We start from the raw sequence: 19,029 nt of genomic DNA, 5'->3' as shown, positions 1-19,029 counted from the left end.
GAGAAAAAGTTCTGCCTGTGACGGCTTTTTTCTCAAAAAATTATTGTAGCCCTGGCCAGATGATCACGATGAGCGTCCCGGCAAGGGTAAGCAGCACGTTGGCGATGGCGTAGGTGCCTGCGTAGCCGAGCGCTGGAATATTGCTGCGCGCGGTATCGCTGATGATCTCCATCGCCGGGGCGCAGGTGCGGGCCCCCATCATGGCGCCGAACAGCATCGCCCGGTTCATGCGCAGCACGTAGGCGCCGAACAGGAAGCAGATCACCACCGGCACCAGGCTGACGATAAGCCCTGCCGCCAGCATCTGGCCGCCGACGGCGCCCAGCCCGTTATTGATCCCGGCCCCGGCGCTGAGACCGACCCCGGCCATAAACACCATCAGACCAAACTCTTTCACCATGTTCAGCGCCCCCTGCGGGATATAGCCGAAGGTTGGGTGGTTGGCGCGCAGGAAGCCAAGCATGATGCCGGCGAACAGCAGGCCGGCGGCGTTGCCGATGCCGAAGCTGAAGGAGCTGAACTGGAAGGTGATCATGCCGATCATCAGGCCAACGATAAAGAAGGCGCAGAAGGCCAGCAGATCGGTCACCTGGCTGTGAATGGAGATAAAGCCGATGCGGTCGGCCACGGTTTTTACGCGGCGGGCGTCGCCGCTGACCTGCAGCACGTCGCCTTTGTTCAGTACGACGTTATCGTCGATAGGCATCTCGATCTGGCTGCGAATAACCCGGTTTAAGAAGCAGCCGTGGTCGGTAAGCTTGAGCTGCGCCAGGCGGCGGCCGACGGCGTTGTGGTTTTTGACCACAATCTCTTCAGTGACGATGCGCATGTCGAGCAGATCGCGGTCGAACACCTCTTTACCGTTGCGGAAGCTCGGGTCGAGGCGGGCGTGGGCGTCCGGGTAACCCACCAGCGCAATATCGTCACCCATCTGCAGCACCGCGTCGCCGTCCGGGTTGGCCAGAATGCCGTTGCGACGAATGCGTTCAATATAGCAGCCGGTCTGGCGGTAAATACCCAGTTCGCGCAGATTTTTGCCATCCGCCCAGGCCACCAGCTCCGGGCCGACGCGGTAGGCGCGGATCACCGGCAGGTAGACTTTACGTTTGGAATCGGTATCGAGGCCGCGCTCGCGGGCGATTTGCTGGGCGCTGGTCTGCAGATCCTGATGCTGCAGCTTGGGCATATAGCGGGCGCCGACGATCAGGCTCACCAGACCAACCAGATAGGTCAGGGCATAGCCGAGGCTCAGATGGTCAAGCGACTGCGCCAGCTGATCGCTGGGCAGGCCGAAATGGCGCAGGGTGTCGCCCGCGCCCACCAGCACCGGGGTGGAGGTCATGGCGCCTGCCAGCATACCGGCGGTGAGCCCGATATCCCAGCCGAACACTTTACCCAGCACCATGGCGATCAGCATCGCGCTGCCGACCATCACCAGCGCCAGCATCAGGTAGTTTTTCCCGTCGCGGAAAAAAATAGAAAAAAAGTTGGGCCCGGCTTCTACGCCAACGCAAAAAATAAACAGCATAAAGCCGAGATTAAGGGCATCGGTGTTAATCGCGAAATGCTGCTGGCCTAATAATAGAGAAACGACTAAAACGCCAATGGAATTACCAAGTTGTACTGAGCCGAGACGCAGTTTTCCCAGGCATAGTCCTAATGCAAGTACAACGAATAATAACAGGATGTAATTCCCGTTTAACAAATCTGCGACGTTTATATTCACGAAAGCCAACTTCTCATTTACTAGTAAGTTGTTGAAGGAAATGGTTATTTGGTCTAAGGTTGCTCAGGCGTTCGCGTTGTCGCGAACCTATTCTGGCACCCTGTTATAACCAGCAAAAATATACCGCTAGTTTAATCCTTCCTGGATGCGGCGGCTAGTGACAATCGTTTTTAGGCTGGTAGGGGAGTTATTGGCATGGATTGCCGAAATGCTTTATCTGACTGGGCGACGTGGACGTGAGTTAGAGGCAACATCAGGAGGATACGGTGAAATCTGAGCGTAGTTGGGCCGGCATTATCTGTGGCTTCGTTCTGTTCATTGTGGTGTGCTTATCGTTGTTGTTACATATGAAAGGGGCATTTCGCGCCAGCGGCAACCCGGAGCTGGGCCTGCTCTTCTTTTTGCTGCCAGGGGCGGCGGCGAGCTGTCTCTCTCCCGGACGGCGGGTGCTGCGTCCTTTGCTCGGCGCGATACTGGCGGCGCCGGTCTGCATGGTGACGATGCGGCTGTTCTTCGTGACCCACCGGACGTTCTGGCAGGAGATGGCGTGGGTGTTGAGCGCCGTGTTCTGGTGCGCGCTTGGGGCATTGTGCTTTTTGTTTATCTGCGCCTGGCTTGATACCTGGCGCAGTCATTCATCGAGCAAATAAATTGACTCAGGCAAACAGGCCGAGATTCTCTTTTGCCCAGGCTTCAAAATCGGTGCAGCCGCCGATGTGTTTCTGGTCGACGAAAATCTGCGGCACGGTTTCAACCGGTTTGCCAACGGTTTTTTCCAGGTCAGCTTTGCTGATGCCTTCGGCATGAATATCCACGTAGCGGTAGTTGAAATCATCACGCTCGTTGGTCAGTTTTTCTGCCAGTTCTTTAGCGCGAACGCAGTAAGGGCAGCCTGGACGACCAAAAATAACGGTAAACATTGCTTCTCTCCTTAAACCTCAGCCGGATGGCGAATGGCGCTTATGATGCCTGCAACGGGCGGGGAGGGAAAGAAGGTTCTGCCTTTTACTTCGATGGTTTACGGCTATGTTTGATAAATGTCGGACTGTCAAAACCCGTATACTGGCCCGACGGCGCGGTGGAATTGGCTGGCGCGCCGCGTTTATCAACCGGAGAGGCGTGATGCGAAAATTTGCCCCATTGCCGAAAAGCATACTGCTGGTTGAGATCCTCGGGATGGGGCTGTTAACCCTCGCCTGGCTCTCCCTTAACCAGTATGTCCAGCTGCCTGCGCCCATTGCCAGCCCGACCGCGGCGCTGGTGATGCTCTTTGCCGGGATCGTGCTGATGATCCCCGCCGCCCTCGTCGTTATGTGGCGGATGGCGCAGATCGTGGCCCCGCAGTTAACGCACTCTCCAAAGCCTGAATCCTTGTCTGACAGAGAAAAACGTAATGACGCCGACCATTGAGCTGCTGCGCAGCCACCGTTCCATCCGCCACTTCACCGATGCCCCCGTGAGCGACGAACAGCGCGCAGAGATTATCGCCAGCGCGCAAGCGGCATCTACCTCGAGTTTTTTACAGTGCACCTCCATCATCCGTATTACTGACCCGGCCCTGCGTGAACGTTTGGTCCCGCTGACCGGCGGCCAGCAGCACGTCGCCCAGGCAGCGGAGTTTTGGGTCTTCTGCGCCGACTTTAATCGCCACCTGCAGATCTGCCCACAGGCGCAGCTGGGGCTGGCGGAACAGCTGCTGATCGGCGTTGTCGATACGGCGCTGCTGGTGCAAAACGCGTTGACCGCCGCCGAGTCCCTCGGACTAGGGGGCGTCTATATCGGCGGGTTGCGCAACAGCATTGAGGCCGTCACAGAGCTGCTGGAGCTGCCGCAGCACGTCCTGCCGCTGTTCGGTCTTTGCCTTGGCTGGCCGGCGGATAACCCGGATATCAAGCCGCGGATGCCGGCGGCCATGCTGGTGCATGAGAACCGCTATCAGCCGCTGGATAACGCGCTGCTGGCGGAGTATGACGAACAGCTGGCGCACTATTATCTGTCGCGCGGCAGCAACGCCCGCCGCGATACCTGGAGCGACCATATCCGGCGCACTATCGTGAAAGAGAGTCGTCCGTTTATTCTTGACTATCTGCATAAGCAGGGGTGGGCAACGCGCTGATTACGTGTACACTGCTGCTCCGGCCAGGTGATATCCGCCGCCGGCCGCAGGAAAGGTGAAAGTGTGTTCGATAGCTGAGGCCCGCCAGAGCGGGTCTTTTCGCAGAGGTGCAGGATGAAAATTGCCATATTATCCCGGGATGGAACGCTTTATTCATGTCGGCGCCTGCGCGAAGCAGCGCAACAGCGCGGTCATCAGATCGAGATCCTCGATCCGCTTTCCTGTTATATGAACGTCAGCCCGGTGGCCTCGTCGATCCACTACAAAGGGCGTCAGCTGCCGCACTTTGATGCGGTGATCCCGCGCATTGGCTCGGCGATCACCTACTATGGCACCGCGGCCCTGCGCCAGTTTGAGCTCCTGGGAAGCTATCCGCTGAATGAGTCGGTCGCCATCACCCGCGCTCGCGATAAGCTGCGCTCGCTGCAGCTGCTGGCGCGCCAGGGCATCGATCTGCCATTGACCGGCATCGCTCATTCCCCGGATGACACCAGCGATCTGATCGCCATGGTGGGCGGCGCGCCGCTGGTGGTGAAGCTGGTGGAGGGCACCCAGGGGATCGGCGTGGTGCTGGCGGAGACCCGCCAGGCGGCGGAGAGCGTGATCGACGCCTTTCGCGGACTGAACGCTCATATTCTGGTGCAGGAATACATTGCCGAAGCGAAAGGGTGCGATATCCGCTGCCTGGTGGTCGGCAATGAGGTGGTGGCGGCGATCGAGCGGCGGGCGAAAGAGGGGGATTTCCGCTCTAACCTGCACCGCGGCGGCATGGCCACGGTGGCGCAGATTAGCGACGAGGAGCGGGCCATTGCCATCAAGGCAACGCAAACTCTCGGGCTGGACGCCGCCGGTGTCGATATTTTACGCGCCGCCCGCGGGCCGCTGGTGATGGAGGTGAATGCCTCGCCGGGGCTGGAAGGGGTGGAAACCACCACCGGCGTGGATGTCGCCGGCAAGATGATCGCCTGGATCGAGCGCCAGGCGACGCCGGAATTCTGTTTGAAAATAGGCGGCTAACCGCCGGATGCAAGACGGCCATGGTATGCGGCGCTTTTTTTGCGTAAGCTATGGCGTCGTTTTTCCACTGTAAGAGGTCACAGGCACTATGGATTCACTGGTCGTTCCAGGTCTGGATACGCTACGTCGCTGGCTGGACGAAATCGGCATCAGCTTTTTTGAGTGCGATTCCTGTCAGGCATTGCACCTGCCGCATATGCAGAATTTCGACGGTATTTTTGATGCCAAAATTGACCTGGTGGACAACGTGGTGCTCTTTTCCGCCCTGGCGGAGGTGAAGCCGTCTGCCCTGCTGGCGCTGTCGGCGGATCTCTCGGCCATCAACGCCAGCTCGTTAACCGTGAAGGCGTTTATCGACATTCAGGACGATAATTTGCCCAAGCTGGTGGTTTGCCAGTCGCTGTCTATCGGCCCAGGGGTGACCATGGAGCAGTTCGCCTGGTTCTTCCGCCAAAGCGAAGAGCAGATCTCGATGGTAATCCTCGAAGCTGGCGCAAATCAGTTGCTGTACAAAGGCGAAGAAGAAGAGCCTGCGGCGGAAAACGTGCAATACCATTTTCTTCACTAAACCTGCCTAAAATTAGCGCAGCCACTACCGCAGCGGCTGCGTATTACCCGCTTTTATTCTGCATTTAACCTTTCTTTAAAGCATTATTCACCGCCATTCAGGCCGTTTTGGCTTATCACGTAGACCGTTATTGCATAAAAATTTGATAAAAGGCGTTTTTTTACCTGGGCTATAGCCTCTTATTCTGGCTACAGTTATTCTGACGATGCTTCCAGTTGCGAGCAACCACTCCGGGAGAGATCCGCTCTCCTTTTCTCAGGCAATGAAAAAATATGCATGATTTTTGCATGCGTAGAAATGCGTATATTTGAGCCCGTAAGTTAACGGGCGTTGAGAAGGAAAAGAGATATGACCGCCTTTGGTAAAAAATGGTTAACAGGTCTGGTTACGGGTGCGCTGATGGCCGTCTCTGCCGGTTCGCTCGCCGCCGAACAAAAAACCCTGCATGTTTATAACTGGTCTGATTATATCGCGCCGGACACGGTAGCGAATTTCGAAAAAGAGACCGGGATTAAAGTGGTGTATGACGTTTTTGATTCCAACGAAGTGCTGGAAGGCAAATTAATGGCGGGTAGCACCGGTTTCGACCTGGTGGTGCCGTCGGCAAGCTTCCTCGAACGCCAGCTGGCGGCGGGCGTGTTCCAGCCGCTGGATAAAAGTAAGCTGCCCAACTGGAAGAACCTTGACCCCGAAGTGCTGAAGCTGGTCGCCAAGCATGACCCGGAGAATAAATACGCCATGCCTTACCTGTGGGCGACGACGGGCATTGGCTACAACGTGGATAAGGTGAAAGCCGTTCTCGGCAAAGATGCGCCGGTGGACAGCTGGGATCTGGTGCTGAAGCCGGAGAACCTCGAAAAACTGAAAAGCTGCGGCGTCTCCTTCCTCGACGCGCCGGAAGAGATTTTCGCCACCGTGCTGAACTACCTCGGCAAAGATCCGAACAGCAGCAAAGCGGATGATTACACCGGCCCGGCGACCGATCTGCTGCTGAAGCTGCGGCCGAACATTCGCTACTTCCACTCTTCGCAATATATTAACGACCTTGCCAATGGCGACATCTGCGTGGCGATCGGCTGGGCAGGGGACGTCTGGCAGGCGGCCAACCGCGCGAAAGAGGCGAAGAACGGCGTCAATGTCTCCTACTTTATTCCGAAGGAAGGCGCGCTGGCGTTCTTTGACGTCTTTGCCATGCCGGCCGACGCGAAGAATAAAGATGAAGCCTATCAGTTCCTTAACTATCTGATGCGTCCGGACGTCATCGCCAAAATCAGCGACCAGGTGTTCTACGCCAACGGCAACAAGGCTTCCACGCCGCTGGTCAGCGAGACTATCCGTAACAACCCGGCGATTTATCCGCCAGCGGATGTGTTCGCCAAACTGTTCACGCTGAAGGTGCAGGATCCGAAGATTGACCGCGTGCGCACCCGCGCGTGGACCAAAGTGAAGAGCGGCAAATAATTCCTGACGGCCCGTCGAATACGGGCCAAATCAGATCTGCACTCGCCGGGAAATAGCAGCGCGCCCGGCGAGCAGAAGCACCAGGATGGTGCAAATGCACTGTTAAGCACGAAGTATGGCACCGGACCATATGGTGATCGTTTTTTTGCCGGAGAGCACCCGATTGAACGACGTAATGCCCCGCCCACAGGCGAAAGCCCCCAAAGCGCTGACCCCGCTACTGGAAATCCGTAACTTAACCAAGTCGTTTGATGGCCAGCATGCGGTCGACGACGTCAGTCTCACTATCTACAAAGGCGAAATTTTTGCTCTGCTGGGCGCGTCAGGCTGCGGGAAATCGACGCTGCTGCGCATGCTGGCGGGCTTTGAACAACCGACCGCCGGGCAGATTATGCTCGACGGCGTGGATCTGGCGCGCGTGCCGCCCTATCAGCGGCCTATTAATATGATGTTCCAGTCCTATGCCCTGTTTCCCCATATGACCGTTGAGCAGAATATTGCCTTCGGCCTGAAGCAGGACCGCCTGCCTAAGGCGGAAATCACCGCCCGGGTGCAGGAGATGCTGGCCCTGGTACATATGCAGGAGTTTGCCAAACGTAAGCCGCACCAACTCTCAGGCGGCCAGCGGCAGCGCGTCGCGTTGGCGCGCAGCCTGGCGAAACGGCCCAAGCTGCTGCTGCTTGATGAACCGATGGGGGCGCTGGATAAAAAGCTTCGCGATCGCATGCAGCTCGAGGTGGTGGATATTCTTGAGCGCGTTGGCGTGACCTGCGTGATGGTGACCCACGATCAGGAAGAGGCGATGACCATGGCGGGCCGTATCGCCATCATGAATCGCGGCAAGTTTGTGCAGATTGGCGAACCGGAAGAGATTTACGAGCACCCGACCACCCGCTACAGCGCCGAGTTTATTGGCTCGGTGAACGTCTTTGAAGGGCTGGTGAAGGAGCGTCTGGAAGACGGTCTGGTGCTAAGCTCCCCGGGACTGATGCATCCGCTGAAGGTCGACCCCGACGCCTCGGTGGTGGACAACGTGCCGGTCTGGGTGGCGCTGCGTCCGGAGAAGATCATGCTGTGCGATGAACCGCCGGCGGACGGCTACAATTTTGCCGTCGGCGAGGTGATTCATATCGCCTATCTGGGGGATCTCTCTATCTATCATGTGCGCCTGCAAAGCGGGCAGATGATCAGCGCCCAGCTGCAGAATGAACACCGCCATCGGAAAGGGACGCCCACCTGGGGCGATGAGGTGCGTTTATGCTGGGATGCTGACAGCTGCGTTGTGCTGACGGTGTGAGGAGAGGGCGATGAATACCGTTGAATCCCCGTCAGGGGCGAAAAAACCGGGCGGCTTCGCGCTGTGGGCGGCGCGCCTGCAGATGGCGCATGGCCGCAAGCTGGTGATTGCGCTGCCCTATCTGTGGCTGATCCTGTTGTTTATGCTACCGTTCCTGATCGTGTTCAAGATAAGTCTTGCCGAGATGGCGCGGGCGATCCCTCCCTACACCGAGCTGATGGAGTGGGCGGACGGCCAGCTGACGCTGACGCTTAACTTTGCCAACTTCCTGCAGTTGACTGACGATCCGCTCTATTTTGAAGCTTATCTCCAGTCGCTGCAGGTGGCGGGTATCTCGACGATCTGCTGCCTGCTGCTGGGCTATCCGCTGGCCTGGGCGGTGGCGCACAGCAAGCCGTCGACGCGTAATATTCTGCTGCTGTTGGTGATCCTCCCGTCTTGGACCTCGTTTTTGATCCGCGTCTATGCCTGGATGGGGCTGCTGAAGAGCAACGGGGTGTTGAATAACTTCCTGCTGTGGTTAGGGGTTATCGATCAGCCGCTGGAGATCCTGCACACCAACCTGGCGGTGTACATCGGTATCGTGTATGCCTATCTGCCGTTTATGGTGCTGCCTATCTACACCGCGCTGACCCGCATCGACTATTCGCTGGTGGAGGCCTCGCTGGATCTCGGCGCCCGGCCGCTGAAGACCTTCTTCCAGGTGATCGTCCCGCTCACCAAAGGCGGCATTATCGCCGGCTCCATGCTGGTGTTTATCCCGGCGGTAGGCGAGTTCGTGATCCCGGAACTGCTGGGCGGGCCGGACAGCATCATGATTGGCCGCGTGCTGTGGCAGGAGTTCTTTAACAACCGCGACTGGCCGGTCGCCTCGGCGGTGGCGATTGTCATGCTGCTGTTGCTGATCGTGCCGATCATGTGGTTCCACAAGCACCAGCAAAAACAGATGGGAGAGCAGGGATGAACGACTTGCCGGTAGTACGCTCGCCGTGGCGCATTCTGATCCTCGTGCTCGGGTTCACCTTCCTCTACGCCCCGATGCTTATGCTGGTGATCTACTCGTTCAACAGCTCGAAGCTGGTAACGGTCTGGGCCGGATGGTCGACGCGCTGGTATAGCGAACTGTTCCACGATGATGCGATGATGAGCGCGGTAGGATTGAGCCTGACCATCGCCGCCTGCGCGGCGACGGCGGCGGCGATCCTCGGTACCATCGCCGCGGTGGTGATGGTGCGCTTTGGGCGTTTTCGCGGCTCCAACGGCTTCGCGTTTATGATCACCGCGCCGCTGGTCATGCCGGACGTGATCACCGGTCTCTCGCTGCTGCTGCTGTTCGTGGCGCTGGGACATGCCATCGGCTGGCCGTCGGACCGCGGCATGTTGACCATCTGGCTGGCGCATGTCACCTTCTGTACCGCCTACGTGGCGGTGGTGATCTCCTCGCGCCTGCGCGAGCTGGACCACTCTATTGAAGAGGCGGCGATGGATCTTGGCGCCGCGCCGCTGAAGGTCTTCTTCGTCATCACGCTGCCGATGATTATGCCGGCGGTGATCTCCGGCTGGCTGCTGGCCTTCACGCTGTCGCTGGATGACCTGGTGATCGCCAGCTTTGTCTCCGGTCCCGGGGCCACGACCTTGCCGATGCTGGTCTTCTCCAGCGTGCGCATGGGGGTCAACCCGGAGATCAACGCCCTGGCGACGCTCATCCTCGGCGTGGTCGGTATTGTTGGTTTTATCGCCTGGTATTTGATGGCCCGCGCAGAAAAGCAGCGAGTGCGCGATATCCAGCGTGCAAGACAAGGCTGAACCACCTAAAATCGGTACAGCAGCCTCCGGTCGGCGCCACCCTGTGGCGCCGTTTTCATGGAAGACATTACGTTGGGATTGTTTACGAAAACTCGCTCATCGCATGCCCGCCTTAACGTCCCTGCGCTGGTGCAGGTGGCGGCCTTTGCTATTATTTTGATTCGCGGCCTGGATCTGCTGATGATCCTCAATCTGTTGGGCCTGCAGGGGCTGAACGAATTCATACACCGCAGCGTTCAGACCTGGAACCTGACGCTGGTCTTCCTCGGCAGCCTGGCGCTGGTGTTTATCGAGATCTGGTGCGCCTTCTCGCTGGTGAAAGGGCGCAACTGGGCGCGCTGGATCTATCTGCTGACGCAGATTATCGCTGCCGGCTACCTGTGGGCGGCATCGCTGGGCTACGGGTATCCGGAGCTGTTCAGCATTCCCGGGGAATCAAAACGAGAAATTTTCCACTCGCTGGTGATGCAAAAACTGCCGGATCTGCTGGTTCTGACGCTGCTGTTCGTGCCGGCGAACTGCCGTCGCTTTTTCCGCCTGCAATAACGGTGATACAATCCCCGCCCCTGGATTTTTGAAGGTCAATTATGCATTGCGCACTCTACGACGCCGGCCGTTGCCGCTCCTGTCAATGGCTGGAGCGGCCGGTCCCGCAACAGCTCGCCGATAAAATGGCCGATCTGCGCACGCTGCTGGCGGCGATCCCGGTCGCAGCCTGGGGCGAGCCGGTCAGCGGGCCGGAGGCGGCTTTCCGTAACAAGGCTAAAATGGTGGTCAGCGGCAGCGTTGAGCGTCCGCTGCTGGGGATGCTGCACCGCGATGGCACTCCGGTGGACCTCACCGACTGCCCGCTCTATCCCGCCGAATTTGCCCCGGTTTTTGCTGCCCTGAAGCCCTTTATCGCCCGCGCCGGGTTAACACCTTACAACGTCGCGCGCAAACGCGGGGAGCTGAAATACCTGCTGCTGACCGCCAGCCAGCAGGGGGAGATGATGCTGCGCTTCGTGCTGCGCTCAGAGGCCAAGGTAGCTCAGCTGCGCGCCGCGCTGCCGTGGCTACAGGCACAGCTGCCGCAGCTCAGCGTGATCACGGCGAATATCCAGCCGGTGCATATGGCAATCATGGAAGGTGAGCAGGAGATCTTCTTCACCGAACAGCAGGCGCTGGGGGAGGTCTTTAATGGGGTGCCGCTGTGGATCCGCCCGCAAAGCTTCTTTCAGACCAATCCGGCGGTAGCCAGCCGGCTGTACGCCACGGCCCGCGACTGGGTGCGCGCGCTGCCGGTCCAGCATATGTGGGATCTGTTTTGCGGCGTTGGGGGATTTGGCCTGCACTGCGCGACGCCGACGATGCGCCTGACCGGTATCGAGATCGCCCCGGAAGCCATCGCCTGCGCCAGACAGTCAGCCGCGCAGCTGGGGCTCAGCAATCTGCATTTTCAGGCGCTGGACTCCACGCAGTTCGCCACTCACGAAGCGGATGCCCCGCAGCTGGTGCTGGTTAACCCGCCGCGCCGCGGTATTGGCGCTGAACTATGCGACTATTTAAGCCGCATGGCGCCGCCCTATATTATCTATTCCAGCTGTAACGCCCGCACCATGGCGACCGATATCGCTCGTCTTAGCGGCTATCGCGTTGAGCGGGTCCAGCTGTTTGATATGTTCCCCCACACCGCCCACTACGAAGTGCTGACCCTGCTGGTCCGCGAAGTTTAAACAAAATGTGAAGGCTTTGCGCCGCTGAAATCGGGTAAGCTTGAGGCAGCATGTTTTGTTATTGGTGGGGGGAATCTAATGGCCAAAACCATTCTGCTGGTGGAAGATGACGAGGATATAGCCACGCTGCTGCGGCTCAATCTTCAGGATGAGGGCTATCAGATCGTCCATGAAGCCGACGGCGGCCAGGCCCTCGCCCGGCTGGAGACGCAGGTCTGGGATGCGGTGATCCTCGATTTGATGCTGCCCGGCGTCGATGGTCTGGAGATCTGCCGGCGTATCCGCCAGATGACCCGCTACCTGCCGGTGATTATCATCAGCGCTCGCACCAGCGAAATGCACCGCGTGCTGGGCCTGGAGATGGGCGCCGACGACTATCTGGCGAAGCCCTTTTCATTGCTGGAGCTTATCGCCCGCGTCAAAGCGCTGTTTCGTCGCCAGGAGGCGATGGGGCAGAATCTGCTGATGGACGCCGGGCGCCTGTCCTGCCATGGCCTGAGCATCGACCCGCTGTCGCGCGAAGTGAAGCTGCGCGGCGAGACGGTGGACCTCACGCCGCGTGAATTCGACCTGCTGTATTACTTCGCCCGCCACCCCGGGGAAGTGTTTTCCCGGCTGGCGCTGCTGGAGCAGGTCTGGGGATATCAGCACGAGGGCTATGAGCATACCGTCAATACCCATATCAACCGCCTGCGCAGTAAAATCGAACGTGACCCGGCCGAGCCGGACATCATTCTTACCGTCTGGGGAAAAGGCTATAAGTTCGCCCCGGTGACGCAAGAGGCCGTCCCGTGATCCGCCGCCTGAGCCTCAGCCAGCGGCTGGCGCTGGTGGTGGTTTCCCTGCTGATGCTATGCGCGGTGGCGGTATGCGCCGTCCAGTTACACAGCAGCGCGCAGTATGGCAACGCCATGGTGCAGCGTCTGTCGTCCGGGCTGGCTCAACAGATTGTCGCCCGCGAGCCGTTGCTGGACGCCCACGGCGAGGTCAACCGGCAAACCCTGAAATCGCTGTTTGACCGACTGATGACCTTTAATCCCAGCGTGGAGCTCTATCTGCTGTCGCCGGATGGCGACCTGCTGGCCGATGCGGCGCCGCCGGGCCATATCCAGCGCCAGCGTATCGACATGGCGCCGGTGCAGGCTTTTCTCACCGGCAGTGCGTCGCCGGTGTATGGCGACGATCCGCGCAGTCCCGACGGACGAAAAGTCTTCAGCGCCGCCCCGCTGCGCGTCGACGGCCAACTGCGCGGCTACCTGTATATCATTTTGCAGGGGGAGACGTTTAATCAGCTGGCGGCCGACGCCTGGCAAAAAACGCTGTGGAGCATTGTTCTGTGGACGCTGCTGCTGGTGGCCCTGTTTGGCCTGCTGGCAGGGGGGCTGGCATGGTTCTGGGTCACCCGGCCGGTCCGCCTGCTCACCGCCCAGGTGGCGGCGAGCGGCCAGGACAGCATCAGCGCCATCAAAACCCTGGCGGCCCGCAGGCCGGAGCCCCGGCCTGGTAACGAGGTGGCGGTGCTCGAGAACCGCTTTATTGACCTTGCCCGGCAGATTGCCGATCAGTGGGATCGGCTGGCCGACAGCGATCGCCAGCGCCGTGAATTTGTGGCCAATATCTCTCACGATTTGCGCACGCCGCTGACTTCGCTGCTGGGGTATCTGGAAACGCTGACCCTGAAGGATGAATGGCTGACCGCCGAGGAGCGCAGGCAGTATCTCACCATCGCCCTGCGCCAGGGGAACAAAGTGCGCCATCTCTCGCAGCAGCTGTTTGAGCTGGCGCGACTGGAGCATGGAGGCATTAAGCCGCAGCGCGAGCGTTTCGCGATGGGGGAGCTGATTTCCGACGTGGCGCAGAAGTTTGAATTAACTGCCCGCACGCGCGAGGTGAACCTGCATATTGATGTACCGGGACCGCTGCCGCTGATTAACGCCGATGTGTCGATGATTGAGAGGGTGGTGACCAACCTGCTCGATAACGCGATGCGGCATACTCCCATCGGCGGGGAGATCCGTCTGGCGGTCTGGCAGGAGAATCAACAGCTTCAGGTCGAAGTGGCAGACAACGGAGCGGGCGTCGATGCCGCGCTGCGCGACGATCTGTTCCAGCGGCCGTCGGCGTTGTCAACCCAGGCATCGCGGGAGGATCGCGGCGGGTTAGGACTGCTGATTGTGAAACGAATGCTGGAGCTGCACGGGGGCGATATCAGACTGGTGGAGTCGGTAAGCGGGGCGCGGTTCAGGTTCTTCGTGCCACTTTGAGAAATCGCCGGGTGGCGGCTACGCCTTACCCGGCCAACGGGGAAGAGCGGTGGCCGGGTAAACGCAGCGCCACCCGGCGAAAAAAGTTACTCCGGGAACCACTGGTTGCTAATTTTCTGGTAGGTACCGTCGGCCTTAATCGCTTTCAGCGCGGCGTTCAGTTTCTCCAGCAGCGCCTTGTTATCCGGGCGCACGGCAATGCCGAGTCCGGTGCCGAAGTATTGCGGGTCGGTCACTTTCGGCGTGGCTGCCCCCAGCTGCGGGTTAGTTTTCAGCCATTCGTTGACCACCGCGGTGTCGCCGAACACGCCGTCGATACGGCCATTTTTCAAATCGATAATCGCATTCTGGTAGCTGTCATAGGCGACGGTCTTCACCTCAGGATGCTTATCCTGCAGATATTTCTGGTGGGTGGTGCCGTTTTCCATGCCGATCCGTTTGCCTTTCAGGTCATCGAAAGAATGGAACGCATCTTTTTTGGCGATCACCAGCGCCGAGTTGGCGTAGTACGGGTCGGTGAAGGCCACCTGCTTGCTCCGCTCCGGCGTAATATCCATTCCGGAAATCACCGCATCATATTTCTTGAACTTCAGCGCCGGGATCAGGCTGTCAAACGCGTGGTTGGTAAAGGTACATTCTGCCTGCATTTGTTTGCACAGCGCGTGGGCCAGATCGATATCAAAGCCGACAATCTGGTTATTAGCGTCCATCGATTCAAACGGCGGATAGGTTGCGGAGACGCCAAAACTGATTTTTTCCGCGGCAGCGGCGCCGAACGCGAAAGAGGTGAGCAGTGCAGCCAGAACTAACTTTTTCATCGTGGAACTCCCGTCTGTCTATCTTATGATTATTCACCGTGTCTGCGGCATAGAGTGACAATGCCATTAAATGAATTTATATGCAATAAATTTGATTAAATATTTTTATAGGCATAAAAAAAGACGGACAGGTGTTAGACTTGTCCGCCTTGCTGTTTGCTTTTTATGCAATATGCTCTGGTGCTAGCTACGTCGCTCGAAGGCCAGCGCTTTGCGTTCCACCAGGCGCATCAGCAGCGTCAGCAGTCCATTAACGATGAGATAGATAATCCCGGCGGCGCCGAACACCATCACGTCGTAGGTGCGTCCGTACAGCAGCTGGCCGTGGCCCATCACTTCCATCAGCGTGATGGTGTAGGCCAGAGAGGTACTCTTGAAAACCAGCACCACTTCGTTGGAATAGGACGATAGCGCACGCTTAAAGGCGTACGGCAGCAGGATCGCCAGAGTATCCTTTTTACTCATCCCCAGCGCGCTGCAGGACTGCCATTGCCCGTCGGGGATCGCCCGGATGGCGCCATAAAACAGCTGAGTGGTGTAGGCGGCGCTGTTGAGCGACAGAGCGATCAGGGCGCACAGCCACGGCTCGGAGATAAGATGCCACAGCCACGGATACTCCTGCAGCGAAGGGAACTGTCCCGGGCCGTAGTAGATCAGGAAGATCTGCACCAGCAGCGGCGTACCGGTAAACAAGGTGATATAGCCGCGAACTATCCATACCAGCCCCGGCGTCTTCAGGGTCAGGATAATGGTGAAGATCAGCGACAGGATCAGCGCCACGATAATCGACGCCACGGTCAGTGTCAGGCTGGTATGCAGTCCTTTCAGCAGTTCGGGTAAATAGTCGAGCATCAGCCTGGTCTCCGTTCGAAGCGCGTCGCACGCTGGTCAATCCGCTTAAGGATGTATTGACTCAACAGGGTGATGACGAGATAGATTGCCGCCGCAATGATATACCAGTTAAAGGGTTCCTGAGTGCGGGTGGCGATGCTTTTGGTCTGCAGCATCAGATCGTTGACGCTGATCAGGCTCACCAGCGCGGTGTCCTTCAGCAGCACCAGCCACTGGTTACCGAGGCCGGGCAGGGCATGGCGCCACATCTGCGGCATCACCAGACGGAAGAATATGGCCGCTTTCGACAGCCCCAGCGCCTGGCCGGACTCCCACTGGCCCTGCGGAACCGCTTTTAGCGCGCCGCGCAGCGTTTGCGAGGCGTAAGCGGCATACAGCAGCGACAGGGCGATCGCCCCGCAGAGGAACGGGCTGACGTCAAAGTTCTCAATCTGCATCTGGACCGGGATCTGCGTGAACCCGAGCGGGATGGTGAAACCGTCAGAGAGCGTCAGCAGCAGCTGGGAAGAGCCGAAATAGATAAACAGCACCACCAGAATTTCCGGTAGCCCGCGCAGGATGGTCACTATGCCGGTTGCAAGCCAGGCTACCGGGCGCCATTTCACTGACTCCAGTACCGCAAAGAGCATCGCCAGGACCAGGCCGATGACGAGCGCGCAAACGGCAAGGCCGACGGTCATCCCGGCGGCGCTTGCTAATGGAAAAATTGCGTTCATTCAGTCTTACTTCTGGAACCATTTGTTATAGATGGTCTGGTAAGTGCCGTCTTTCTTCACTTTTTCCAGCGCAGCGTTAAATTTCTGCTGCAGGTCGGTGTTGCCCTGACGTACGGCAATGCCCAGCCCGGTGCCGAAATAGGCTTTGTCGGTCACTTTATCGCCCACGGCCGCCAGCTTCGGATTGCTCTTCAGCCATTCGGTCACCACGGCGGTGTCACCAAAGACCGCGTCGATACGACCGTTCTGCAGGTCCAGCTTCGCATTCTGGTAGCTGTCGTAAGGCACGGTAGTGATTTCCGGATGTTTATCGGTGATGAATTTCTGGTGGGTGGTGCCGTTCTGCACGCCCACTTTTTTGCCCTTCAGCTGGTCAATGCTGGTGAACTTACCCTGCTGGCCGACGAACAGCGCCGAGTTGTCATAATACGGGGTAGAGAACAGCACCTGCTTTTCACGCTCCGGCGTGATGTCCATCCCGGCCATGACCGCGTCGAAACGGCGGAATTTCAGTCCCGGGATCAGGCTGTCAAAGGCCTGGTTGGTGAAGGTACAGGTGGCGTCGATCTCTTTACACAACGCGTTCGCCAGATCGACATCGAAACCGACGATCTGGTTGTTGGCGTCCACCAGCTCAAACGGAGGGTAAGAGGCCTCGGTGGCGAAACGAATGGTCTGCGCGGCGGAAGCGGAGAGGCTCATGCCTGCGAGCAGGGCGGCAATCAGTACTTTTTTCATCGTCATTTCCCCGAAAAACATCAATGTGAAAGATAGTTTTTAAACGCGTCAGTTTGCGGATGCGTGAAGCAGGAGGCATCCCCTTGCTCGACGATATGGCCATTTTCCATATACACCACCCGGCTGGCCGTCTTGCGCGCCACTTCAACTTCGTGGGTGACGATAACCTGGGTAATGCCGGTTTCAGCCAGCTCGCGGATGATGCTGACGATCTGGGCAGTGATTTCCGGGTCGAGCGCCGCGGTAGGCTCATCGAACAGCAGAACCTGCGGCTCCATCATCAGCGCGCGGGCGATGGCCACCCGCTGCTGCTGGCCGCCGGATAAATGCAGCGGGTAACGATCGCTGTACGGCTTCAGACGCAGGCGCTCCAGCAGCTTCTCTGCGCGAGCCAGCGCCTGATCCTTGCTTAACCCCAGTACGCGGCAGGGGGCCTCGATCAGGTTCTGCTGTACCGTCAGGTGCGGCCACAGGTTGTATTGCTGAAAGACCATGCCGACGTTCTGACGCAGCTCGCGAATCGCTTTATCGGACGGCGCTCTGGTGAAGTCGAATTGGTTACCGGCGATGGATAACGAACCGGACCGCGGCATCTCCAGCAGGTTGAGTACGCGCAGCAGCGAGCTCTTCCCGGCACCGCTGGGGCCGAGCAGCACCAGCGTTTCCCCCTGCGGGCAATCCAGCGTGATGTCGAACAGCGCCTGGTGTGCGCCGTAGAAGCAATTAATGCCGTTTAGTTTAATACTCATCTGGGCAGTCTGATACGAATAGCTATTGAGGCCGCAAATACTACCTTTGGCAGAATAGTTATGCAATATTTATGCGTTAAAAGTTAAATCTAAACCACGTTTAGCTTTAAAGTTAGCACAAAATATGGCCTGGTGGGTGAGGGGGGCGCAAATGTCGGCATTCCTGGGGCGAATACCGACATTTTACCGGGGTTATCGTTTCAGCGGCGTCGCTTCAACTCCGGAATCAGCGTTTCTCCAGACTCTGTCGCAGCGTCCCGGCTGGCGCATGGCTGTTGTTGCCGAGATAGCGAACGTCATCGACGGCCCAGCACTGGCCTTCCTGGATCATCAGCACTTCATCTTTCCAGCTCTGGGTGCCCTGTTTCAGATCGACGCGCAGCGGAATATTGCGCGCATCGCGGTTCGGGATGGTGGAGGCGCTGGCGACCACGGCGCTGTCTGCCGGGGTGCTGCTGCTGGAGAACGGATTAGCCTGCAGTAATTTGCTGTTGGCGGGATCCTGGCGGGCGTCATTGAGTAACTGCGCCAGGCCGTCGCTCAGATAGGGGCGCAGCGCCGCCGGATCCTGAGTACGATTCTGGATCTGGGTGTCGTAGAATTTTTGCGCTACGTCGTCAGGGCCGCCTTCGACGCAGGGGCCGCTGCGGGTGCCATTATCTTTATAGGCCGGGGTGACGGTCGTACAGGCGCTGAGCGCCAGCGCGCAAGGGAGAAGTACAGCAAAAAGTTTGTAGCGCATGATGATTTCCTTATAAGCGAACTACGTTTTCAGTTTCCGTTAAAGCATAGCGTATAGCGTGCGGATTGTACTTGACGCAAAGAGCTAAGACCTTGATGTGGCTACAGCCTTAGGGCGGGAAATCGGCACGGGGATGACAGAATTCCGTCAGGCGCTAAAAGGCAGGGCAGTATAAAAATAAACTTAATTTTCCCGTGAACAAGAAATATTACCCCGTAAAATAGGGAAATGGCTCTTGAAAGATAAGGGTAATTATTTCTTCTTATAGATGCGAGTGGCGACGTGCATTTTTTTATCCGTATTACCGAAGGACGGGACAATGACGCCCCCCTTGTTCATTTGTTTTTTTAATCAGCTCTTCACGGGCATCGTTGGATGCGGTTTGACCAGTAGAGGAAATGGCGCCGATTTTGGTATATTGCGTATGGACTTTATCAAAAGCTG

General features: G+C 58.2%; 21 protein-coding genes. 13 read left to right on the top strand and 8 right to left on the bottom strand.

All coding sequences use genetic code 11. The annotated features are described in order from the left end of the window. Positions 1–40: 40 nt before the first annotated feature. Positions 41–1,726, bottom strand: coding sequence for an aspartate:alanine antiporter (locus OHJ17_RS16995; RefSeq protein ID WP_004179131.1), 1,686 nt, complete (start codon positions 1,724–1,726; stop codon positions 41–43). 266 nt (positions 1,727–1,992) lie between these two features. On the opposite strand from OHJ17_RS16995, the gene ybjM reads away from it, so the two are divergent. Further along, entirely contained in the window at positions 1,993–2,376 is a 384-nt protein-coding gene (gene ybjM / locus OHJ17_RS16990; protein WP_002896351.1) for an inner membrane protein YbjM, read from the top strand. A gap of 6 nt (positions 2,377–2,382) precedes the next feature. On the opposite strand, the gene OHJ17_RS16985 is transcribed toward ybjM, so the two are convergent. Further along, entirely contained in the window at positions 2,383–2,646 is a 264-nt protein-coding gene (locus tag OHJ17_RS16985; RefSeq protein WP_002896352.1) for a GrxA family glutaredoxin, read from the bottom strand. Positions 2,647–2,848: 202 nt separating this feature from the next. Between OHJ17_RS16985 and OHJ17_RS16980 the strand changes: the two genes are divergently transcribed. The 12 genes from OHJ17_RS16980 (at position 2,849) to OHJ17_RS16925 (ending at position 13,970) form a co-directional block, all read left to right on the top strand. Next, a complete protein-coding gene (locus OHJ17_RS16980; RefSeq protein ID WP_004179132.1) occupies positions 2,849–3,136 on the top strand; it encodes a YbjC family protein in 288 nt (95 codons plus the stop codon). Further along, a complete protein-coding gene (nfsA, locus tag OHJ17_RS16975; protein WP_032432843.1) occupies positions 3,120–3,842 on the top strand; it encodes a nitroreductase NfsA in 723 nt (240 codons plus the stop codon). Before OHJ17_RS16980 ends, nfsA begins: the two co-directional genes overlap by 17 nt. 114 nt (positions 3,843–3,956) lie before the next feature. Beyond that, positions 3,957–4,859, top strand: a complete 903-nt coding sequence (gene rimK, locus OHJ17_RS16970) for a 30S ribosomal protein S6--L-glutamate ligase (protein ID WP_002896363.1) — start codon at positions 3,957–3,959, stop codon at positions 4,857–4,859. 88 nt (positions 4,860–4,947) lie between these two features. After that, entirely contained in the window at positions 4,948–5,427 is a 480-nt protein-coding gene (locus OHJ17_RS16965; RefSeq protein ID WP_002896365.1) for a type III secretion system chaperone family protein, read from the top strand. 348 nt (positions 5,428–5,775) lie between these two features. Continuing rightward, positions 5,776–6,888, top strand: a complete 1,113-nt coding sequence (gene potF, locus OHJ17_RS16960) for a spermidine/putrescine ABC transporter substrate-binding protein PotF (RefSeq protein ID WP_002896368.1) — start codon at positions 5,776–5,778, stop codon at positions 6,886–6,888. A 163-nt stretch (positions 6,889–7,051) separates the two neighbouring features. After that, a complete protein-coding gene (gene potG, locus OHJ17_RS16955) occupies positions 7,052–8,185 on the top strand; it encodes a putrescine ABC transporter ATP-binding subunit PotG (RefSeq protein ID WP_002896370.1) in 1,134 nt (377 codons plus the stop codon). A gap of 10 nt (positions 8,186–8,195) precedes the next feature. Continuing rightward, positions 8,196–9,149 carry a putrescine ABC transporter permease PotH gene (potH, locus tag OHJ17_RS16950; RefSeq protein ID WP_002896371.1) on the top strand — a complete coding sequence of 318 codons (954 nt, stop codon included), beginning with the start codon at positions 8,196–8,198 and terminating at the stop codon, positions 9,147–9,149. Further along, positions 9,146–9,991, top strand: a complete 846-nt coding sequence (gene potI, locus OHJ17_RS16945; RefSeq protein ID WP_002896372.1) for a putrescine ABC transporter permease PotI — start codon at positions 9,146–9,148, stop codon at positions 9,989–9,991. The genes potH and potI overlap by 4 nt, the downstream gene beginning before the upstream one ends. A gap of 57 nt (positions 9,992–10,048) precedes the next feature. Next, complete coding sequence (locus tag OHJ17_RS16940; protein ID WP_002896376.1) at positions 10,049–10,537, top strand: YbjO family protein; 489 nt, start codon at positions 10,049–10,051, stop codon at positions 10,535–10,537. A 41-nt stretch (positions 10,538–10,578) separates the two neighbouring features. After that, positions 10,579–11,706, top strand: a complete 1,128-nt coding sequence (gene rlmC / locus OHJ17_RS16935; protein WP_002896378.1) for a 23S rRNA (uracil(747)-C(5))-methyltransferase RlmC — start codon at positions 10,579–10,581, stop codon at positions 11,704–11,706. 78 nt (positions 11,707–11,784) lie between these two features. After that, on the top strand, positions 11,785–12,501 hold the full coding sequence (locus OHJ17_RS16930) for a response regulator transcription factor (protein ID WP_004183506.1): 717 nt from the start codon (positions 11,785–11,787) through the stop codon (positions 12,499–12,501). Continuing rightward, the gene (locus tag OHJ17_RS16925) at positions 12,498–13,970 is read left to right on the top strand and encodes a sensor histidine kinase (protein ID WP_032432844.1); all 1,473 of its coding nucleotides are present in this window, start codon (positions 12,498–12,500) and stop codon (positions 13,968–13,970) included. Before OHJ17_RS16930 ends, OHJ17_RS16925 begins: the two co-directional genes overlap by 4 nt. A gap of 86 nt (positions 13,971–14,056) precedes the next feature. On the opposite strand, the gene artJ is transcribed toward OHJ17_RS16925, so the two are convergent. From artJ to OHJ17_RS16895, 6 genes are all read right to left on the bottom strand, one after another. Next, complete coding sequence (gene artJ / locus OHJ17_RS16920; RefSeq protein WP_002896384.1) at positions 14,057–14,788, bottom strand: arginine ABC transporter substrate-binding protein ArtJ; 732 nt, start codon at positions 14,786–14,788, stop codon at positions 14,057–14,059. Between the two features lie 183 nt (positions 14,789–14,971). After that, complete coding sequence (gene artM / locus OHJ17_RS16915; RefSeq protein ID WP_004141917.1) at positions 14,972–15,640, bottom strand: arginine ABC transporter permease ArtM; 669 nt, start codon at positions 15,638–15,640, stop codon at positions 14,972–14,974. Beyond that, positions 15,640–16,356 (bottom strand): arginine ABC transporter permease ArtQ, encoded by a 717-nt coding sequence (artQ, locus tag OHJ17_RS16910; protein WP_032432846.1) that lies wholly within the window; start codon positions 16,354–16,356, stop codon positions 15,640–15,642. The genes artM and artQ overlap by 1 nt, the downstream gene beginning before the upstream one ends. Positions 16,357–16,362: 6 nt before the next feature. Continuing rightward, positions 16,363–17,094 carry an arginine ABC transporter substrate-binding protein ArtI gene (gene artI, locus OHJ17_RS16905; protein WP_002896390.1) on the bottom strand — a complete coding sequence of 244 codons (732 nt, stop codon included), beginning with the start codon at positions 17,092–17,094 and terminating at the stop codon, positions 16,363–16,365. A gap of 20 nt (positions 17,095–17,114) precedes the next feature. Continuing rightward, positions 17,115–17,843, bottom strand: a complete 729-nt coding sequence (gene artP, locus OHJ17_RS16900) for an arginine ABC transporter ATP-binding protein ArtP (protein ID WP_002896392.1) — start codon at positions 17,841–17,843, stop codon at positions 17,115–17,117. 226 nt (positions 17,844–18,069) lie between these two features. Further along, positions 18,070–18,585: a lipoprotein gene (locus OHJ17_RS16895; protein WP_002896394.1), complete on the bottom strand. Its 516-nt coding sequence runs from the start codon at positions 18,583–18,585 to the stop codon at positions 18,070–18,072. Positions 18,586–19,029 lie beyond the last annotated feature (444 nt).

It is taken from the genome of Klebsiella sp. KP20-425-1 (genome assembly GCF_025813515.1).
GTDB classification, from domain to species: Bacteria; Pseudomonadota; Gammaproteobacteria; order Enterobacterales; family Enterobacteriaceae; genus Klebsiella; species Klebsiella pneumoniae.
This window is presented reverse-complemented; position numbering and strand designations above follow the sequence as displayed.